Consider the following 21,083-nt stretch of genomic DNA (forward strand, 5'->3'; position numbering starts at 1 on the left):
ACTTATGGACTTTAAAAACCCCGATAAATACGGCTATTACGGAGATTTTGGAGGAGCTTTTATCCCCGAAATGCTCCATCCGAATGTGGAAGAATTAGAAAATAAATATTTGGAAATTATTGAAAGTAAAGAATTTAATAAAGAGTTCAACCAACTTTTAAAGGATTATGTTGGTCGCGAAACACCACTGTATTTTGCTGAAAATCTCAGTAAAAAGTATCAAACTCAAATTTATCTTAAAAGAGAAGACCTCAACCATACAGGAGCTCATAAAATCAACAACGCTTTAGGACAAGCTCTTTTAGCAAAAAAACTGGGAAAAAATCGTATCATTGCCGAAACAGGGGCTGGGCAGCACGGAGTAGCAACAGCCACAGTTACAGCTCTTTTAGGATTAGAATGCATCGTTTATATGGGAGAAACAGACATAAAACGACAAGCATTAAATGTAGCACGAATGAAAATGCTTGGTGCAGAAGTTCGCTCCGTAACATCAGGTTCAAAAACACTAAAAGACGCTGTTAATGAAGCCCTTAGAGATTGGATAAATAACCCAACACCAACACATTACATTATTGGAAGTGCCGTAGGTCCTCATCCTTTTCCAGATATGGTTGCTCGGTTTCAATCCGTTATTTCACAAGAAATAAAACTTCAGTTGAAAGCCAAAATTGGTAGAGAAAATCCCGATTATATAATTGCCTGTGTAGGAGGTGGAAGCAATGCTGCTGGGTCGTTCTATCATTTTGTAAATGAGCCAAATGTAAAAATTATTGCTACTGAGGCCGCTGGGTTAGGATTGGAGTCTGGCAAATCAGCTGCTACAACTCAGCTTGGTTCGTTAGGAATTTTACACGGAAGTCAAAGCCTTGTAATGCAAGATAATGATGGGCAAGTAATTGAACCTCACTCAATTTCCGCTGGACTAGACTACCCAGGTATAGGACCTTTTCACGCCAATCTCTTCAAACAAAAAAGAGCCGAATTTTTGAGTATTACCGATGAAGAAGCCTTAAAATCAGCATTCGAAATTACCCAAATGGAAGGAATCATTCCTGCTTTGGAAAGTTCACACGCACTTGCTGTTTTATCAAAAAAGAAATTCAAAAAAGACGATGTTGTGGTTATAACGCTTAGCGGAAGAGGCGATAAGGACATCGAAATTTATTCTAAAAACGTAGATTTTTAAATATTTAAAAATGAAAAAGTTAAATATATATTTCACAGCAGGAATTCCGAAGTTGGAAGACACAGCTAAAGTAGCAAAATTGATACAAGAAGCGGGAGCAGATATGATGGAAATTGGAATACCTTATTCCGACCCAGTTGCCGATGGAAATGTAATCCAAAATGCACACGCACTCGCTCTGCAAAACGGAATGAATATCAACACATTATTTAAAGTCTTGGAAGATATAAAGGAGTCAGTAAAAATTCCTAAAATATTAATGGGATATTTGAATTCTGTAATTCAATATGGTTTTGAAGATTTCTGCATAAAATGCAAAGAAGTAGGCGTTTACGGGCTCATCTTACCAGATTTACCTCCAATCGAATTTGAAAGAAAGTACAAAAAAATTGTAGAAAAATACGGACTGAATTTCACATTTTTAGTAACTCCTGAAACATCAATTGAAAGAATAAAATATCTGGACTCAATTTCTTCAGGATTTTTGTATGCCGTTAGTAGTTCTTCAACAACAGGTAAAGTAGATAATAATTTAGAAAATAGTCCGTATTTGAAAAAGTTAGCTGAGTTGAAACTTAAAAATCCTATTTTTGTAGGATTTGGCATTAAAAACAAAGTTGATTTCTCAAATGCTACTAAACATACACAAGGAGCAATAATTGGCACTTCTTTTGTGAAAATTCTATTGGAAAATCCAACAAATTGGGAAGAAAAAGCCGAAAGTTTTATAAAATCAATAAGAGAATAATTTTAGAAAAATATAGTTACTAAAGATTTTATCATCTTTTAAAGAATTTAATAAATTATCAACTAAAAAATTAATCGTGAGTTACTTAATAAAACCTAACAATTACAAACCTCTTTTGGACTTGCAACAAACTGAATTAGGTATTCAGAAAATTAAAGACTTTTTCCAAGTAAATTTATCATCTGAGCTTCGTTTACGACGAGTAACAGCTCCGCTATTTGTTCTGCAAGGTACAGGATTAAACGACGATTTAAGCGGAACCGAACGTGCCGTCAATTTTCCTATCAAAGATATGAACGAACAACGTGCTGAAGTGGTACATTCACTCGCCAAATGGAAACGCGTAATGCTTGCTGACTATGGAATTGAAAAAGGTTATGGAATTTATACCGATATGAATGCCATTCGCGCTGATGAAGAACTCGGAAATTTACACTCTCTTTATGTTGACCAGTGGGATTGGGAAATGGTAATTTCAGAACAGCAACGTAATGTTACATTTCTCAAGAATATTGTTCAACGTATTTACGCCACACTATTGCGGACAGAATATTTGGTTTGTGAGAGTTTTTCCAAAATTAAACCCATATTACCTCCAGAAATTCATTTTATCCATTCGGAAGAACTATTACAACGTTACCCACAACTAACACCTAAAGAACGAGAAGCAGCTATTGCTAAGGAATTTGGAGCTGTTTTCATTATAGGGATTGGAGGAAAACTTTCCAATGGAGAAAAACACGACGGACGTGCACCCGACTATGACGATTGGACTACATCAACAGGAAATTATGCGGGTTTAAATGGCGATATTATACTTTGGAATCCTATACTGGAACTTCCTTTTGAAATTTCCTCAATGGGAATACGTGTAGACAAAGAAACTCTATTACGACAATTGCAATTAGAAGGTAAAGAAGACCGACTGAATTTATATTTTCACAAGAGATTAATAAACAATACCTTACCTCTTTCCATTGGTGGAGGCATCGGGCAATCCAGATTGTGTATGTTTTTGCTACATAAAGCTCATATTGGTGAAATTCAAGCAAGTATATGGCCAGATGATATGCGTAAAGAATGTAACAAACACAATATCCCGCTGATATAAGTAAGTTTTTCAATCTCAAGTTCGATGGTTCTGTTTTTTAATTCATAATAAATTTGTATCTTTGCCTCAAGTTCATACAAAGAACCTGAATGGGGTCGATCGGTTTTGACAGTAAGTCGAATTGAAATGTAAGCATACCGAGCTATGAAATTAATGCTCGTTAATCTCTATTTCAAACTTTTTAAATGGCGAGAATAACTACGCTCTTGCTGCCTAATCTGAAGTTTAGTAAGATTTCTGGCTAAGTCTCTACAAGGTAGGGAAGCGAGATGTCTCTGAAAAGCCCTTGTTGACGGCGATTCGTACAGAGGCACCATAAAAGTCAACATTGAATCGGATGATGGTTTCCGCTGAAGATTTGGATTTTAGGGAACTAAGCGTGTTGTGGGCGGTTTTTGGTCAGCAACCCGACGAAAATCAAACAAAAACTAAGTATGTAGAAAGCCTTTGAATTGCTTATTTGGACGAGAGTTCGATTCTCTCCGACTCCACATTACAAACTGTGTATAAAACTATTAAAAAATGAAACAGGAACTACTATTAGTTCCTGTTTTTCTTTTATTATGTACAAATTTATCTTCAATTGCTTAAAAACAAAGAAAATTTACTTAATCAATAAGTATTCTCCTTAACTTTCACAGCTTTAAAACTTGTTATTTTGTTACTTTTCTGCTATTTTTGCCAGGAAACCAACATTTTTCTTGTTATGAAGCATTCTATAATTATCGCTTTTTGTCTATTTTTTGGCATCAGCACGGCACAAAACACCAAACCTTTTGTAATTCCTGAACTTAGCCAGTGGCAACAGGGTAAGGGGAGCTTCACAATTTCCGAAAAAACATCTATTTCAGCAGATATGAAATCGGCAGAGGTGGCACAAGCCTTTACTGATGATTTCAAAACGATGTTTGGAAAAAATCTGAAAATAAACAACTCAAAATCAGACATTCATTTTGAAATACATTCAGATATTTTGAAGGATAAAGGGGAAGAAGCCTACCAAATTGAAATTGGGAAACAGGTAAAAGTTAGTGCAAATTCCACCAAAGGGCTGTATTGGGCCACACGTACTTTGTTGCAACTTTCCGAACAATCTTTTGACTTGCCCTGCGGAACCATCATAGACTATCCGCAATATCCCCTTCGTGGTTTTATGCTCGATGTTGGCAGAAAGTTCTTTACCATTGATTACCTCAAATCGGTAGTGAAATTGATGGCTTACTACAAGATGAATACCTTTCAAATTCACTTGAATGACAATGGGTTCAAGAAATTTTTCAATGAGGATTGGGACAAAACCTATTCCGCGTTTCGGTTGGAAAGCACCTCTTTCCCTGGTCTTGCTGCAAAAGATGGGCATTACACCAAAGATGAATTCCGTGAACTTCAAATAGATGCTCTAAAACAGGGAGTTACCATCATTCCAGAAATTGATGCTCCTGCACACACATTGGCTTTTGCTCATTATCTGCCCGAAATCGGAAGTGATAAATACGGTAAAGACCACGTCGACTTATTCAATCCGAAAACTTATGAATTTCTTAATCAGTTATTTAAAGAATATCTGGAAGGCGAAAATCCCGTTTTTGTAAATCCGCTAGTACATATCGGCACAGACGAATACAACAATGAAGACCCCGAAGTGGTAGAGAAATTTCGCTATTTTACAGACTATTACATCAAATATATCGAAAGTTTCGGAAAAAAAGCAGCACTTTGGGGAGCTTTGACTCACGCCAAGGGCAAAACTCCTGTAAAAGTGGAAGATGTACTGATGTTTTGCTGGTACAACGGATATGCCGAACCTCGCGATATGATTGCTTTGGGATATGATGTGGTTAGCATTCCTGATGGATTGGTGTACATTGTCCCACAAGCAGGATATTATTACGATTACTTGAATATTAAAAAGTTATATGAAAGTTGGACGCCAGCTACCATCGGAAAAGAAGTTTTTGAAGAAAATCATCCTCAAATTAAAGGTGGAATGTTTGCCGTTTGGAACGACCATTGCGGAAACGGAATCAGTCAGCAAGATGTTTATCATCGAGTATTTCCAGCAATACAAACGCTTTCTGTAAAGATGTGGAACGGAAAAAACACAACGCTCCCTTTTGCTGACTTCAACAAGAAACGCCTCTTGCTTAGTGAAGCTCCTTCGGTAAACGTATTAGGACGTCCTGAAAAAAACGAAAAAGGTGTGGTTTTTGAAATCAAAAATCCTGAAAAAGGTAAAGAATTGGGGCAAAAACTGACCGATATCGGCTATGATTACCGAGTAACTTTCTACATCAATGCCAAGAGTAATCCAAAAGGAACTGCTTTATTTACTTCTGATTACGCAACTTTCTATTTATCAGATCCTAAAAGTGGAAAAGTAGGTTTTAGCCGTGATGGATACGACTATCAATTCAATTATTTTCTGCCGACAAACAAAAAGCTGAAAATCATTGTTAAGGGAACTAATAAATCGACTTCATTGTACGTAAACGATGAACTTATCGAAACCTTAGAAATTGTTCCGCATAAAGATGATGCTCATTTGGACAAACCCAGAAAATGGGTACAAACCTTAGTTTTCCCACTCAAAAAATTAGAACACTTCAACGGAAAAATCACCGATTTAAAAGTAGAATATTTGAAAGATTGATAAGAAAGCATATGGTATCAAGTATTTTGTCAGACTGAGCGAAGTCACAGCCTGACAATGAAAATTGAAAAACAAAGGGAATGTAGTTAATCACATTCCCTTTGTTTTTTAAAGTTCTTCTTTATATTCCAAAATATCAGCAGGTTGGCAGTCAAGTGCTTTACAAATAGCTTCGAGGGTGCTAAATCGGATGGCTTTGGCTTTTCCTGTTTTCAAAATGGAAAGGTTGGAAAGCGTTAAACCCACTTTTTCCGAAAGCTCATTTAACGATATTTTTCGCTTTGCCATCATTACATCTAAATTTACAATAATTGGCATAATATCAAATAGTTAAATCGTTTTCTTCTTGTAAATCTGTTCCTTTTTTAAAAATGTAAGCAAGTACATACATCGTTGACCCTAAAAGAAGTATTATTCCCATATCCGATGCCATTCTACGGTTAAATTCTTGGTATGACGAGGTGTTAATAAAAATAAAATCACTTATGGCTTGAAAAATAAATATGAAGCAACTCAAAGAAATAGCTATTTTGCTGATTTTTAAAAAATTGTCAGCCAATTTCTCTTTAAAAAACGAGTTGTTCACATTTAATTTTGAGACAGATTTAGCCGCTATCAAACTCATATAAATTTTTGATAAGGCAATAATTAACTCAAAAAAAACAATAATTCCGTAATAAATTGGGTGATTTTGGAAGAACATCAATTTTCTACCCCAGCTTGATGTGCTGTTCTCTCTCGAAAAAATGAAAGGAGATATGAATTCGAACAACATTCGTATTGCATCAAAAGAAAATATCACTAATATCAACCAAACAGTTAATTTAATGAGTTGAAAATCGGAAGATGTAATCTTTTTCATTGTATCTGATTTTAAAATTATGATGCAAATATAATAAATATTTATTGAAAAACAATAAATAGTTTTTATTTTTCATTGAATATGTGATTTTCAAATTTTTCTTTGAAAGGAAATATTTATCTTTGCCTAATCTTGAAATAGCTGCAGTTCAGTGCGGTGTAGATTTGATTAACAACATATTTTATCAGGAATAAATGAGAATAGGGATTTTCAGAGCCTACGATGCTCATTACCAATTGTAGTTTTGAGTATATGAAGATTTTTATTGAAAAAGCTGGTTTTGAATCTTTTGTAAGACTATGTCAATATCAAGTTCCGCTAACAGAAAATGTTCTGGAACGTTACCAAAAATTCACTCAACGTGTAGAAGCCCAACAAAATATCACCGTTCACGAATTTACCCGGACCAGACAGGTACGTCCCTTTATCGCAGGAGTTTTTGAATTGATAAACAATTCGTATAAAGATATTTACGGATTTTCACCTGTAACAAAAAAAGAAACCGAGGAGTTTGCCAATCGCTTCTTACCACTGCTTAATCCCAAACTTATAAAAATTATTTGTGACCTTAGCGGAAAAGTCATCGCCTTTGTAATTGCAATGCCCGATTTGAGCGAAGGTATCCGTAAAGCTAAAGGACGTTTACTTCCATTAGGTTGGTCTCATATATTACAAGCTTCCCGAAAATCAAAAAAATTGATGTTGCTTCTGGGTGCTATCGCCCCCGAAATGCAAAACAAAGGCTTAGATGCCGTATTAGCGACCAAATTGTTTACCTCTGCCCTGACACTTGGTTTTCAAGAAATAGACAGCCACCTGATTATGGAGAAAAACCTAAAAATGCGTAGTGAAACAGAACGTCTGTCCAATCATAAATTATATAAAGAATATACGATTTATAAAAAATCCATTGAATTTATAAAAAAGAAAGTCTTGAAAATTCAAGACTTCTTTTAAGTATTTATTTATAATAACATCAATTTATTCACTTATGACTTCTTTCTTTTATTTAGAAAACGACCTATTTCACCTAACCAAAGTACAAAGCTCGTTCCTCCTATAATTATAAGCCAATCAACTGTTTTCAAAGGTGTTACGCTAAACATTTCTCCTCCAAAAGTAGTGATAAAAATCTGCCCCAAAATAATTATAAAAGCAATTAACATAAATCCTTGACTTTTTCCCATTTGGTTCAAGGTGCTTTTTCCTGTTCGGTAGGCCTTAGCGTTGAACATATTCCAAAATTGAAGCATTACAAAAATGGAGAAAAACAATGATAATTCATAAGCAGTAAGACCATTAGGTACTTTTGAAAAATCAAGGAAATATCGGAAATAATCCGAAATAGAAAATTGTGTAAGCGATTGGATATCCGTATGTTTAAAATATTGCACAAATCCAAAAAGCAATACTACAAAAAATCCTCCCACTCCAAAAATAATTCGGGACATTACTGGAGTTACAATGTTTGTATTTCTCTTTCTTGGGAGGTCATTCATCACTTCTTTACTTGGTGGCAGTGATGCCAATGCCAACGCTGCAAAAGTATCCATAATCAAGTTTACCCAGAGCATTTGTGTAACCGTAAGTGGCGATTCTGTTCCCAAAAAAGCTCCAAGAAGCACTATAATACAAGCTACAACATTGATTGTCAATTGAAATAAAATAAATCGTTGGATATTCAAATACAGAGAACGCCCCCACATAACTGCTTTTCCGATACTTGTAAATGAATTATCCAAAATGGTAATATCACTGGCTTCCTTAGCCACTGAAGTTCCATCACCCATTGAAAGCCCTACCTGTGCTGCTTTGAGAGCAGGAGCGTCATTGGTTCCATCACCTGTTACAGCTACTACCTCATTTTTCTGTTGTAGTAAATTAACTAAACGAGCTTTATCCAGCGGACGAGCCCTTGAAAGTACTCGTAAATCACCTAATCTCTTTATTAATTCCTCATCATTCATCTCAGCAAACTCTGCCCCTGTTAGCATATTTTTATCGGAACAAGTTTCGTCCCAAAGCCCTATTTGTCGAGCAATTTCTTTAGCCGTTCCTGAGGTATCACCCGTTACTATTTTCACCTGAATTCCAGCATTTAAGCACTCTTCTATTGCTTGTGGCACATCATCTCTTACAGGGTCACTTATAGCACAAATACCGATGAATTGCAAATCGTTCACAGCTAATTTTCCGTTTTCAAAAACAGTTGTTTTTTCATCAAAAACTTTGTAAGCAAAACCGATGGTTCGCATTGCTTGTGACTGATACTGCAACAATCGCTCTTCAAAATCCTTTTGTGAAACGGAAGAATTTAATCCACTGGCTGAATGACAGAAGTTCATCACAATTTCAGGAGCTCCTTTTACGTACAATATTCCTTTTCCAGCCTCGGGTGACTTCACAAAAGTTGCCATATACTTACGTTCCGTAGAAAAGGTTAACTGATTGATAATCTCTGCTTCTTCTCGAATAGGAAGATAATTTTTTCCTTGTTTATTTAACCAAAGTAGTAATGCTCCTTCGGTAGGATTTCCCAAAACTTGTGGTTTTTCTTTCTCTGAAAAATCAATATAAGCAGTAGAATTTATCGCCATTGACTCGGCTATAAGTTGAGAAAGCTTATCGTCTCCCATTTCTTTGAAATTGGGAAAGAAAACTTCATAGATTTTCATTTGATTTTGAGTAAGCGTTCCCGTTTTATCAGTACAAATAACGGTAGTAGCTCCCATAGTTTCGCAAGCATGCATTTTACGAACTAAATTATTGGTAGCCATCATACTACGCATACTATATGCCAAACTTAAAGTAACACTCATAGGCAACCCTTCTGGTACAGCTACCACAATGATAGTAATAGCAATCATCACAGTATTAAGGAAATATCCTCCAAAACTAATCCAATCAATTGGCAAGTTTGATGAGTTTGAGAAATAAACCAATAATCGACCAACGATTACCATAAGTGCTATACCATAACTCAACTTGGTAATGATACCTGCAAGTCTGTCAAGTTGTTCATTCAAAGGCGTTTTTATTGAATTATCTATTTGAACTCCCTCAAAAACTTTTCCGTACTCTGTATTATCTCCTACTTGTTTTACCTCAAAAATGCAATGTCCATCTACAACCGAAGTGCCTCTACAAACATAATTGGAAGGATACGTAGCCTCCGATTCAAATTCCTCAGGATTTGTCGTTTTATGTACAACGGGTTCTCCTGTGAGAGTTGATTCATTGATTTGCAGAGAAATAGCTTCCAGAAGTTCACCATCAGCGGGGACTTCTTCACCTGTTTCTAAAACAACAACATCTCCTACAACAATATCATTCTTAAGAACTTGCGTAATATTATCATTACGAATAACTTTGTATAAAATATCGTCATTCACTTTATTGAGAATTTCAAATTGCTTATTGGCTTTTAGTTCAAAATAAAAAGCCACACCCGTTGCTAAAAAAATAGCAAACAGAATTCCTATAGGCTCTAAAAATACGTGAAAACCTTCACCCCCCGCAAAAAATTCATAACACGAAACTCCAAAAGAAGCAACTAAAGCTACAAGCAAAATAATTATGATTGGGTCGGAAAGTTTTTCTAAAAATTGCTTCCAAAGAGGCTCTCCTTGCACTGAAGTAAGCGAGTTACTACCAAATTTTTGACGACTTTCAAGCACTTGTGCATCTGAAAGACCTTTGTAATGTTTTTTTTCTGTCATTGTTAATTTAATTTTCGCAAATAGTTTTTGAAAGATAGAGAACTAAAAAACTCTATAAATTATTTAATAAAGAAATTTGTCATTTTTTGAACAATAGAAGTCTGTTTATCAACACTTATCTTGTGACTTTCTATGGTAAAGCATTTATTTTTAGCTTCAATCCAATATTTTGTTTTTTTGGTTGGATTTATCACTATTTCCTTCACAGTAGACACATTTTGGTCTAGTTCTTTATCCGATTTTAAAATAACTTCAGAAGCATTCATCACATTCCAACGAAGCTTCATTCGTGTTTCTCCTTTTGATACATCACCATAAATCAATTCAAAATCAATTATTTGAACTTTATGATGTACCGCTATTTCAATTTCTTTTTCAAGTTTTGTTTCATTATCAAAAGCGATGGCTTCAAGTTTATATTTGGTATTTCTTGCCAAATTAATTTTGATTTCATCTCTGTTTTTGACAGTATTGCACACACCTCCAGACCATATGTACACTTTCATAGCGTTTTTAATATCCCAAGCCAAATCAACTGTTTCTCCGTATGTTATATCAAATTTATTTGGCTCAAAATCAATTATTTCAGGTCGTGGATATACATCTACTTCAATAGCCTTATGGGAATTTTCTTTCTGACCCTCAAAATATTGAATTGGAATACAATAGAGAGAGAACAAAGTGGTTTTACTCATTTTTTTGCGAACGCCTCCACGCGAAGGAACTATTTTTTCCGAAATTGATTCTAAATCATTATTTTTAAATGCATTAATCTCTTGTTCATTTTCTAAAAGATATACTTTTGAAGCATTTTTTACTTTCCAATTTAGCTCAATTTCATCTCCCTCAAGCACAACAATTTTGGAAGTTAGAAACTGAATCATCACTGGTCGAGGAGTATTCAACTCGAATGACAAAATCTCATTTTTAACTTTCTGATTTAGCTCTAAGAAAGAATATTCGTCAATGGGGCGAATTGTTAAATAGTTCGTATTTCTGACATAAACATCAAGAACGAACAATAAATCCTTAATCATTGGCGATAAATTCTGTAAATCTTTGTAAATCTCAGAAGATTTCAGATTTAAGAAATCATTTTCTGAAAAAAGCAAATATTCACTTTCTTCCAATCGGTATTTTTCCCACAAATCAGGATTTTCGATAATTGCTAAAACTGACAGATATATAATTAGTTCGGAAAAATAATCAGTTACCAAAGACGATTTTTTACTCTCAAAACGTGATGGGTGTTGGTATCCTTTAAGCCCTGAAACAACCTCTTCTTGCCCTTCCATCTCTGGCACACAAACAGAGTCATAATCAATCAAACTAATATTATTATTGCTATCAATCAGTATGTTACCGTGCTGCAAATCGCCGTGAGAAATTTTATTTCTGTGAAGCGTTTTCACCATTTGCAGAAATTTTTCAGCAAAATCAAGTAATTTCTCTTTATCATAAAGATTTTCTTTAATATAATCTTTAAGAAGCTGACCATCAACCCATTCCATCCGAATTGTATCGTGTAAAACACCATTTACCAGCAATCCTTTGGGGTCATAGAAAAACTCTCCAAAATAAGGTAATTTTTTACTATTCAGATAATTAGAAATTGCCTGAAAACGCTCTTTTTCTCCGTAAGGAGTATGCCACACCCGAAAAGCCCATTTTCTACCTTGATGTTCCAATTTAAAAACCATATTAAAGCCTCCCGTATAGCAGAAAGGTTGCCCGTTTGCTTTTTTAATAGCAACAGCCCCCTGCAATTCAGGAACTTTAAGAAATTTCTCCAGATTTTTAACTGAAGTGATTATATTTTGCATATTGAAAGCCATCGCCTAAAACTTATCAAATACACTTAATTCTTGATTTTCTTTTTGCTTATTCGGAATCTGCTCATCAATTTTTTGTTCTTTGAAATCTCTGTTTTTCAGATTGGTAAAATGAGCTACAGAATAGCTAAACTCCTCCTGCTCATCGTTTGTAACTTCAATGATTAAAACAGTAGAGTCATCATTTTTTAGGAAATTTTCATCTCTTTGTTCTTGAATAATTTTCAAGAAATCTTCCTGATTTTCAATATTTACTAATAAATCTACAGCACTTTTGATATCTTTTTTCATTTCTGAGATGAACCATTCCGAAAGAGCATCTGTCATAAGAAAGAAAGTTCCTTCCTTGATTTTTTCTTCAACTGAAGTATATAATTCTCCTCGCTGATTGTTTTCGGTACTTGCCAAATAATCGGGGTAGTTATCAAAAACGAAATCTCTTTTGCTGGGATATTTTAATACGTATTGAAAATCAGAACAATTCTTCGGAACAAAGAATAAAAAACTATCACCTATGAATTGTGCAATCCACTTCTTTTCGTCTTGTAAAAACTCCAAACCAATAAAGGTTGCTGCTGCGAAATCTTTTTTACTATACTTCGTCTTTACAAACCATTTCACATTTGGCAAGTGAACAATTTCTTCAATTTTTTCTTGCCATTCTTTCTGGCATTCACTTATAAATTCCGAATTTACTTCACAACTATCTTTCACATAGTTATCAACCAAAATTTGCGACCATATTTCGGAAAAAAAAGAAATTGATACCCCATCAGAAATTGCAAAACGATGCTTTTTCGTATCAAAAGCATAACTATCTGCACAATCTGAATAAAGCTCTGATTGCTTATTAGTTACAAATCCTTTTATGGTAAATTTCATTATGAAATGTATGAATTATTTGGAGCTTGAACCGAAGCTAATAAATTTGATAAAACTATCAGCACTTGCATTGGAAATAAAACCTCGAGAATTAGGACGTATGTCGAAATCATATCTTCTTCCTACTTCTTTATAAGCTCTTGGTACTTTACTTGAAATACTGAACAGAAATTTTGCATTTTCATCAGGTAATTCCAATGAACTTTCCTCAAATCGACATTCTTTTCCTATTCCTAAATGAATATTGAAAACCAAAGGATTACCATCTTCCATATGCATACTCATTATCTCGTAAGCCTTGTTGGTTGTATTGCGAATATCCTCATCATCATCGTCTTTACCGGTAAAAGGAAAACCATCTGAAATATTGATAATTACAGGAGCAGGATTTTTTGGTTTCTTTTCTATCCAAGCAGTAACAAGTTGTTTTGCAAATTCAAATGCCTCTGCCATAGGAGTAAGCCCATTTTCAGGACAAGTAGGTTCGATAAAAATTGGAACCTCTTCCTCTATCTCTATAAAGCCACCATCACCATCAGGAATATTCTTTTTAACAGCCTCAAAACGCAAAGGACTTTCAGCGAAAGAGCCTATGTAACCAGAACGAATATCATCTACTGAAGTTCCTCCCTTGCCTCCGTAGCCTATCAAAGAAACAAACAAACGATCCTTTACCATATTACCACTGCTACATTGCAAAATCAAATCATTAATTGTTTCATTGATTACAGAAGCCGTAAATTCAGCTTTGTTTTTATCTGCGGTAAACTCCTCTTGCATTGAGGCAGATTGGTCTATCAAAAAAATAATGAAACCTGGTGTGGCTGAACTCCACATTGTAGTATAATTATTCATAATCTTCTTTTAAAATACCACAAAGGTAGAAATATTTTTTGAAATATCATCTTATTTTATTTTTTAATTCACTTTCAAGTATATATCTTTGTCAAAAATGTTAAACGATAAAGAAAAAGATTTTTGTAAAAAATAATAAAATCACAGGATTTGGCATAGATTTAGATACTTCTTAAATAAACCAAAAAGAACATTTTTATGCAAAAATTAAGTTTACTTCTATTATTGTTGTTTACCACTATTTTCGGGAATGCTCAGGAAATAGGTAGTGCAGGACGTTGGTTGAAAAATGAAAACCGAAGAGATGTAGCCATCGAACACGAACTAAATAAAAATCACGCCTATCGGTGGGAAATGAATTATGATGCTGGTTACGCCGAAGTTTTCATTCGCATACCTGAGATGGGACGTTTTACCATCAGTTTGGGAGAACAAGAGATTTCCAGCAGTACAGGAATGTTTCGTTTTTTTGATGTGTATGCCAAAAATCAGGAACTTAACATTTGGTACGGACGTAGGCTAATATATCGTGTTACAATAACTCCACGTAATAACACGCGTTTGGTATTGGACTTTTTCTCTCAAAGAGGATTGTTCCTTCTGGAGGAAATAGACCTTACTAATGTACAAGAAGTATATTATGGCAGAAGATGGAATGATGTCTGGAATAATGCTTACGGAATGAGAAATATGATGAGTAACAATAATTTCCATTCTTTCTTAAAAATGTTTGAAGACCAATCATTTGATGATGATAAGCTAAAATTCTTCAGAATGCAGAAAAATACTACGTCTTTTACTTCAAAACAAATTGCTGATATGATGGAATGTTTAAGTTTTGATAGCAATAAACTGACTTTAGCTAAAGAAGCATTTCACAATGTGGTTGACCCTGAAAATTACTACAAATTACACGAAAACTTTTCTTTCAGAAGTACAGCTAACGAATTTACTGATTTTTTGACACAACAAAATAACAACCAAAGATAGAACAAAAAATAAGCTTCCTAACCTTATTACTGATAAGCAAAAAACGATAAGGTTAGGTTTTTATTTTTTGAATTTCACGTTTTTTGTTAATTTTTTGCGTACTTAAAAAATTTTATTACATTTGCCCACAAATTTTTAATATGTCAATTCAACAAATTCAGAATGAAATTGTAGAAGAATTTTCCTTCTTTGATGATTGGATGCAACGATATGAGTATCTGATTGAACTTGGAAAATCCTTACCTTTGATTGATGATACTTATAAAACCGATGATTACACAATCAAAGGTTGCCAAAGCAAAGTTTGGTTATTTGCTAACTTGCAGGACGGAAAAGTAGTGTACACAGCTGATAGTGATGCTATTATCACAAAAGGAATTATAGCGTTGCTTATCCGTGTTTTTTCAAACCAAAAACCAGAAGACATTGTAAAGGCAAACACTGCTTTTATTGACCAAATAGGATTAAAAGAGCATCTTTCGCCCACACGTGCCAATGGTTTGGTAAGTATGATTGAGCAAATGAAGCAATATGCTCTTGTTTATCAACTAAAAGAATCTTAAAAAAATATGTCAAATACCATTGATACAGAAGCCTTAGGAGAAAAAATTGTTGAAACATTGAAAACAATTTATGACCCAGAAATTCCTGTTGACATCTATGAATTAGGACTTATTTATGACGTGTTCGTAAATGAAAATTTTGATGTAAAAATCTTGATGACGCTTACTACACCTAACTGCCCTGTAGCAGAAATCTTACCAGTGGAAGTTCAGGAAAAAGTCAAAAGCATTGACCAAATCAATGATGTGGAAGTAGAAATCACATTCGATCCACCTTGGCATCAGGATATGATGAGTGAAGTGGCTAAGTTAGAGTTAGGATTTTTATAAATATTATTTTCTTTGACTGACGAGATTATAAATAGAGTTTCCAAAAGTCCGTTGGAAGTTTTTGATTTGGAAGACTTTTATCCAACAGAAAAACGTGTGTTATTCGACTTGAAAGATTTTCTTTTTGAAGGACTTATCCTGAGAGAAAAAGACTTCAGAGAGCAGTTAGAAAATCACCCTTGGACTGATTATGACAATTGTTTTGTAGCAATTGACAACTCTGCCGACGCGATTATTCCTGCGTGGGCTTTCATACTCGTAACTTCAAAATTGCAGCCTTACGCCAAAAAAATAGTACAAGGAAGCCTGAAAGATTTAGAAAATTCTATTTTTCAAGAAATTGTTTCTCAGATAGATTTTTCGATTTTCGAAGGAAAACCTGTAATAATCAAAGGATGTTCAAAAAAATCAATTCCTGAAAGTGCTTATGTTGCAGCTTTGCAAAAAATTCAACCTGTTGCAAAAAGTATAATGTATGGAGAGGCTTGTTCAACAGTGCCTATTTTCAAAAAAAGTAAATAAACTAAATTAATTTAAATATTTTAACAGATGAAAAAAATTTTATTATCAGTTTTATTTTTATCTTCATTGAGCGGCTTTGCTCAAGAAATGACAGAACCCACATCAAATTGGACACGTGGTGGGAATGTATCGTTAATGTTCAGCCAAGCTGCTTTCAACAATGAGTGGCAAGGCGGAGGAACTAATAACGTTGCAGCAAACTTAGCCGTTAGTTATGCTTTCAATTACAAAAAAGATAGCTGGACTTGGGACAACAACCTTTTCGTTGATTACGGAATTACAAAATTAAAAGGTGATGAGTACACTAGAAAAACTACAGACCGTTTGGAATTCAATTCAGTTTTAGGAAAACAAGCTTCTGAAACTTGGTTTTATTCACTTTTATTCAATTTCAAAACACAATTTGATAAAGGATACAACTACGGAAAAACAGACAGAAAGCTTATTAGCAAGTTCTTCTCTCCTGCTTTCATTCAAGTAGGTCCAGGTATGTTATGGAAAAAAAGCGATAACTTGAAAGTAAATATCGCTCCACTTACATCAAAATTTGTTTTTGTTAACAAAGATTTCACGACTCCAGGAAATGCAATCTATAAAAAAGATTACTACGGAGTGAAAGACAACAAAACTTTCCGTTATGAAATGGGTCTTTCATTGGCTGGTTATGCAAAATTCAATTTGATGGAAAATGTTTCAATGGAGAATATTTTGACATTGTATAGCAACTATTTAGAAAAACCACAAAATGTTGATATTGATTACACAGCAAATGTGGCTATGGCAATCAACAAATATTTATCAGCAAACTTCACGTTCCAAGCTATCTATGATGATAATGCTGCTAAAGGATTCCAAATCCGTGAAGTATTAGGTTTAGGATTAACTTATAAACTATAATACGAATTCATCACTCGTAAAAAAGCTCAAAACTTTATAAAGTTTTGAGCTTTTTTATTACATCCATTTAGTGAGTTTTTCAAAAAAACTTTGATTAGTCTGATTTTTATTTTACCTTTGGGAAATTATTTTCATCTCAAATTTTATGGATTCAGTAAAAAATTATATCGAAGAAAACAAAGAAAGGTTCATTTCAGAACTTATCGACTTGCTAAAACTTCCATCAATAAGTGCCGATTCAGCTTATTCACAAGATGTTATAAATACAGCTGAAGCAGTAAAGAAAGCATTATCTGAAGCGGGTTGTGACGTAACTGAAATCTGTGAAACTCCTGGATATCCAATTGTTTACGGAGAAAAAATCATCGACCCAAAATTGCCTACTGTACTAGTATATGGGCATTATGACGTGCAACCTGCCGACCCACTTGATTTGTGGCATTCCGACCCATTCGAACCCGTTATAAAAACCACAGAGAAACACCCACAAGGAGCTATCTTCGCACGAGGAGCTTGTGATGATAAGGGACAAATGTATATGCACGTAAAAGCTCTGGAGTATATGGTAAAAACCAATAATCTACCTTGTAATGTGAAGTTTATGATTGAAGGCGAAGAGGAAGTTGGTTCAGAAAGCTTAGGTTGGTTTGTGAAAAGAAATCACGAAAAGCTTAAAAATGATATCATTTTAATTTCAGACACAGGAATGATTGCTAACGACACGCCCTCCATAACTACGGGACTTCGTGGAATTAGCTACGTTGAAGTAGAAGTTACAGGTCCTAATCGTGATTTACATTCAGGACTTTACGGAGGAGCAGTAGCAAATCCCATCAATATTTTAACTAAAATGATAGCTTCTCTGCACGATAAAAACAACAAAGTTACAGTTCCTGGTTTTTATGACAAAGTAGAAGAACTTACTCAAGAAGAACGCAACGAAATGGCAAAAGCTCCATTTTCACTAGAAAATTACAAAAAAGCCTTGGATATCGCAGATGTTTACGGAGAAGCAGGGTACTCAACCAATGAACGTAACTCAATTCGCCCAACCTTAGATGTTAATGGAATTTGGGGTGGCTACACAGGAGAAGGTGCAAAAACTGTAATTCCGAGCAAAGCTTTTGCAAAAATATCAATGCGTTTAGTCCCCAATCAAGACTGGGAAGAAATTACGGAACTTTTTAAAAAACATTTTGAAAGTATCGCTCCAACAGGAGTAAAAGTAACTGTTAAACCTCATCACGGAGGACAAGGTTATGTAACCCCTACAAATTCTGCAGGATATAAGGCTGCAGCAAGAGCTTATAAACAGAGTTTCGGGAAAGCCCCAATTCCTGTGCGTTCGGGAGGAAGTATCCCAATTGTAGCTCTTTTTGAAAAAGAATTAGGAAGCAAGTCAATCCTAATGGGATTTGGTTTGGATAGCGATGCTATTCACTCACCTAATGAACATTTCGGAGTTTTCAATTTCTTGAAAGGAATCGAAACTATTCCGTGGTTTTATCATTATTTTGCTAATAAATAGTTTTATAACAAGTCAAGACATTTTTTGGATTAATATTATTTCGGACATCTTTTCTTTTTGGGAGAAGATGTCTGATTTATTAATTTTACAGCTAACACGTTTTACCATAAAGATGAAAGAAGAGGAACTTCTGTACCTAATAGCTTTGAAAAAAACACCTCTGATAGGTGACATCACTGCCAAAAAACTCATTACTCACTTCAAAAGTGCGAAAAATATTTTTTCTCAAAAGAAAAGTACATTCGAAAACATTGATGGTATTGGAGAAAAAATTTCCCGAAACTTATTAAAATCAGAATACTTACACGAAGCAGAAACTGAACTAAATCTCGCTCAGAAAAATAATATCAAAATTTGTTGCTTCACAGACGACGACTATCCTGATTTGTTAAAACAGTGTGTCGATGGTCCTATTTTTTTCTACCAACGTGGTAATATTGATTTGAAAAACAAACGAATTTTAAGCATCGTTGGAACCCGAAATATAACTCCTTATGGAAAAGCCTTTTGCGAAAAACTAATAGAAGATTTGGCTCCCTTAGATGTTGTGATTGTCAGTGGTTTTGCCTATGGCGTTGATATTACCGCTCACAAAGCTGCTATCGACCAAAACCTACAAACTATTGCTTGTTTGGCTCACGGGTTAAATATGGTCTATCCACAAGTACATAGTAAATATTGTGAGGCAATAGAAGAATATGGCGGATTCATTACAGATTTCGGATTTCAATGTAAATTTGATAGGAAAAATTTTCTCAGTCGCAACCGAATTATTGCAGGATTATCAGAAGCAACCATTGTTATTGAATCAGGTGCCAAAGGAGGAAGTCTGGTAACTGCAGATATTGCTTTCTCCTACAATCGTGAAGTTTTTGCTGTACCTGGAAGAGCAACAGACACTTATAGCGTGGGGTGTAATGATTTAATCCGCGTGGAAAAGGCTCGAATTTTAACATCCGCCAAAGATTTGTTATATCATCTGAATTGGGATAAACCTACATCAAAACCTATACAACAACAACTTTTTATAGAACTTTCTTTTGAAGAAGAAAAAATCCATAATTACCTAAAAAACAACGGAAAACAGCAACTTGATATAATTGCTTTTGAATGTCAAATTCCTGTTTATCAAACTTCTAATTTACTATTTCAACTTGAAATGAAGAATGTAATTCGCCCATTACCCGGTAAAATGTTTGAAGTTATATAATTAAAAAAAAGAGTCAAAGACGAACGATTTTCTTTGGCTCTTGTTTTTACTAAAATCTCGCTATCTGCAACATAATCATCTTCATCATACAACACTACAAAAATTATCAATTTCAATAATTTTATCTGATAATTATATAGTTTTCAATTGATTAAGATTATTATTTACCTCTAACTTTCTTTTCCCATTTCCAAGCTGAAGCCATCGCTTCGTCCAATGTAGATTTTGATTTCCAGCCGAGTACGTTATTAGCTTTATCCGTATTTGCGTAAGCAGCGGTAATATCACCCGCACGTCTACCCACGATTTGATAATTCAGTTTCTCGCCTGAAACTCGCTCAAAACTATTGATTACTTCCAAAACGCTACTTCCTGTTCCTGTTCCAACGTTGAAAACTTCGTAATTTTCAGTGTTTTTGCCTTCCAACAAGCGTTGTAGAGCCACCACGTGAGCTTTTGCCAAATCCACCACGTGAATATAATCACGAATACAAGTTCCGTCAGGTGTTGGATAGTCATCACCAAAAACAGACAATTTTTCACGTAAACCGATACCTGTTTGGGTAATGAAAGGCACTAAATTTTGTGGAACTCCTATGGGCAATTCGCCAATTTCGGCAGAAGGATGTGCTCCAATCGGATTAAAATATCGTAAAGAAATTGCCTGTAAATGAGGGGTTACCTTACAAGTATCAGCAATGATTTCTTCCCCGATTTGTTTGGTATTTCCGTAAGGAGATTCCGCTTTTTTCACAGGTGCATTTTCTGTAATCGGAAGTTCATCAGCCTGACCGTAAACCGTACAAGATGAACTAAATATAAAATGTGCTTTTTCTTTTTTGCTTAATTCTTGCAGAAGATAAACCAAAGTCGTTAAGTTATTTTCATAATACAACAAAGGTTTTTCCACACTTTCTCCAACTGCTTTCGATGCTGCAAAGTGAATCATTCCAGCAATATCGTGATGTCTTTGGAAAAAATCAATAACTGCCTGTTTATCACGCAAATCGAACTTTTCAAAAATTGGCTTTTTCCCCGTGATGTTTACAATACGTGGAAGTACATCTTCCGATGAATTTGATAAATTATCAATAATAACTACTTCAAAACCTGAGTTTTGCAATTCTACTACTGTATGCGAACCGATAAATCCCAATCCGCCAGTTACAACTATTTTTTTCATATCTGTCAAAAA

At 34.5% G+C, this 21,083-nt stretch carries 19 protein-coding genes and 1 other RNA gene; 13 read left to right on the plus strand and 7 right to left on the minus strand.

Annotated elements, in window-relative coordinates:
- The first annotated feature begins 4 nt into the window (after positions 1–4).
- From trpB to YW9_RS0111225, 5 genes are all read left to right on the plus strand, one after another.
- Positions 5–1,189, plus strand: a complete 1,185-nt coding sequence (trpB, locus tag YW9_RS0111205) for a tryptophan synthase subunit beta (protein WP_018280264.1) — start codon at positions 5–7, stop codon at positions 1,187–1,189.
- Between the two features lie 10 nt (positions 1,190–1,199).
- A complete protein-coding gene (gene trpA / locus YW9_RS0111210) occupies positions 1,200–1,937 on the plus strand; it encodes a tryptophan synthase subunit alpha (protein ID WP_018280265.1) in 738 nt (245 codons plus the stop codon).
- 76 nt (positions 1,938–2,013) lie between these two features.
- Complete coding sequence (asnA, locus tag YW9_RS0111215) at positions 2,014–3,048, plus strand: aspartate--ammonia ligase (RefSeq protein WP_018280266.1); 1,035 nt, start codon at positions 2,014–2,016, stop codon at positions 3,046–3,048.
- Positions 3,049–3,139: 91 nt separating this feature from the next.
- Positions 3,140–3,542: a transfer-messenger RNA gene (gene ssrA / locus YW9_RS13375) on the plus strand.
- 212 nt (positions 3,543–3,754) lie between these two features.
- Positions 3,755–5,698, plus strand: a complete 1,944-nt coding sequence (locus YW9_RS0111225) for a family 20 glycosylhydrolase (protein WP_018280268.1) — start codon at positions 3,755–3,757, stop codon at positions 5,696–5,698.
- Between the two features lie 108 nt (positions 5,699–5,806).
- Here the strand turns inward: YW9_RS0111225 and YW9_RS0111230 are convergent, their stop codons facing one another.
- Positions 5,807–6,016 (minus strand): helix-turn-helix domain-containing protein, encoded by a 210-nt coding sequence (locus YW9_RS0111230; protein WP_018280269.1) that lies wholly within the window; start codon positions 6,014–6,016, stop codon positions 5,807–5,809.
- A gap of 4 nt (positions 6,017–6,020) precedes the next feature.
- Positions 6,021–6,560 (minus strand): DUF2975 domain-containing protein, encoded by a 540-nt coding sequence (locus tag YW9_RS0111235; RefSeq protein WP_018280270.1) that lies wholly within the window; start codon positions 6,558–6,560, stop codon positions 6,021–6,023.
- Positions 6,561–6,812: 252 nt separating this feature from the next.
- On the opposite strand from YW9_RS0111235, the gene YW9_RS12880 reads away from it, so the two are divergent.
- Complete coding sequence (locus YW9_RS12880) at positions 6,813–7,517, plus strand: hypothetical protein (protein WP_018280271.1); 705 nt, start codon at positions 6,813–6,815, stop codon at positions 7,515–7,517.
- A 32-nt stretch (positions 7,518–7,549) separates the two neighbouring features.
- Here the strand turns inward: YW9_RS12880 and YW9_RS0111245 are convergent, their stop codons facing one another.
- The 4 genes from YW9_RS0111245 to YW9_RS0111260 are packed head-to-tail and all read right to left on the minus strand — an operon-like array spanning position 7,550 to position 13,848.
- On the minus strand, positions 7,550–10,279 hold the full coding sequence (locus tag YW9_RS0111245) for a calcium-translocating P-type ATPase, PMCA-type (RefSeq protein ID WP_018280272.1): 2,730 nt from the start codon (positions 10,277–10,279) through the stop codon (positions 7,550–7,552).
- 59 nt (positions 10,280–10,338) lie between these two features.
- Positions 10,339–12,102, minus strand: a complete 1,764-nt coding sequence (locus tag YW9_RS13190; protein WP_167933638.1) for a protein kinase domain-containing protein — start codon at positions 12,100–12,102, stop codon at positions 10,339–10,341.
- 15 nt (positions 12,103–12,117) lie between these two features.
- Positions 12,118–12,993: a PP2C family serine/threonine-protein phosphatase gene (locus YW9_RS0111255; RefSeq protein ID WP_018280274.1), complete on the minus strand. Its 876-nt coding sequence runs from the start codon at positions 12,991–12,993 to the stop codon at positions 12,118–12,120.
- Positions 12,994–13,008: 15 nt separating this feature from the next.
- Positions 13,009–13,848: a hypothetical protein gene (locus YW9_RS0111260; protein WP_018280275.1), complete on the minus strand. Its 840-nt coding sequence runs from the start codon at positions 13,846–13,848 to the stop codon at positions 13,009–13,011.
- Positions 13,849–14,046: 198 nt separating this feature from the next.
- Between YW9_RS0111260 and YW9_RS0111265 the strand changes: the two genes are divergently transcribed.
- The 7 genes from YW9_RS0111265 (at position 14,047) to dprA (ending at position 19,888) form a co-directional block, all read left to right on the plus strand.
- Positions 14,047–14,838 carry a DUF4476 domain-containing protein gene (locus tag YW9_RS0111265; RefSeq protein ID WP_026194003.1) on the plus strand — a complete coding sequence of 264 codons (792 nt, stop codon included), beginning with the start codon at positions 14,047–14,049 and terminating at the stop codon, positions 14,836–14,838.
- Positions 14,839–14,978: 140 nt separating this feature from the next.
- The gene (locus YW9_RS0111270; protein WP_018280277.1) at positions 14,979–15,401 is read left to right on the plus strand and encodes a SufE family protein; all 423 of its coding nucleotides are present in this window, start codon (positions 14,979–14,981) and stop codon (positions 15,399–15,401) included.
- Between the two features lie 6 nt (positions 15,402–15,407).
- Positions 15,408–15,731 (plus strand): DUF59 domain-containing protein, encoded by a 324-nt coding sequence (locus YW9_RS0111275; protein WP_018280278.1) that lies wholly within the window; start codon positions 15,408–15,410, stop codon positions 15,729–15,731.
- A 12-nt stretch (positions 15,732–15,743) separates the two neighbouring features.
- Entirely contained in the window at positions 15,744–16,253 is a 510-nt protein-coding gene (locus YW9_RS0111280; protein ID WP_018280279.1) for a DUF2480 family protein, read from the plus strand.
- 27 nt (positions 16,254–16,280) lie between these two features.
- Positions 16,281–17,150 carry a DUF3078 domain-containing protein gene (locus YW9_RS0111285; protein WP_018280280.1) on the plus strand — a complete coding sequence of 290 codons (870 nt, stop codon included), beginning with the start codon at positions 16,281–16,283 and terminating at the stop codon, positions 17,148–17,150.
- Positions 17,151–17,295: 145 nt separating this feature from the next.
- The gene (locus YW9_RS0111290) at positions 17,296–18,678 is read left to right on the plus strand and encodes a dipeptidase (protein ID WP_018280281.1); all 1,383 of its coding nucleotides are present in this window, start codon (positions 17,296–17,298) and stop codon (positions 18,676–18,678) included.
- A gap of 67 nt (positions 18,679–18,745) precedes the next feature.
- A complete protein-coding gene (gene dprA / locus YW9_RS0111295; RefSeq protein ID WP_018280282.1) occupies positions 18,746–19,888 on the plus strand; it encodes a DNA-processing protein DprA in 1,143 nt (380 codons plus the stop codon).
- Between the two features lie 160 nt (positions 19,889–20,048).
- Here the strand turns inward: dprA and galE are convergent, their stop codons facing one another.
- On the minus strand, positions 20,049–21,071 hold the full coding sequence (gene galE, locus YW9_RS0111300; RefSeq protein ID WP_018280283.1) for a UDP-glucose 4-epimerase GalE: 1,023 nt from the start codon (positions 21,069–21,071) through the stop codon (positions 20,049–20,051).
- Positions 21,072–21,083: the final 12 nt, after the last annotated feature.

This window comes from Capnocytophaga cynodegmi DSM 19736 (genome assembly GCF_000379185.1).
GTDB lineage: Bacteria > Bacteroidota > Bacteroidia > Flavobacteriales > Flavobacteriaceae > Capnocytophaga > Capnocytophaga cynodegmi.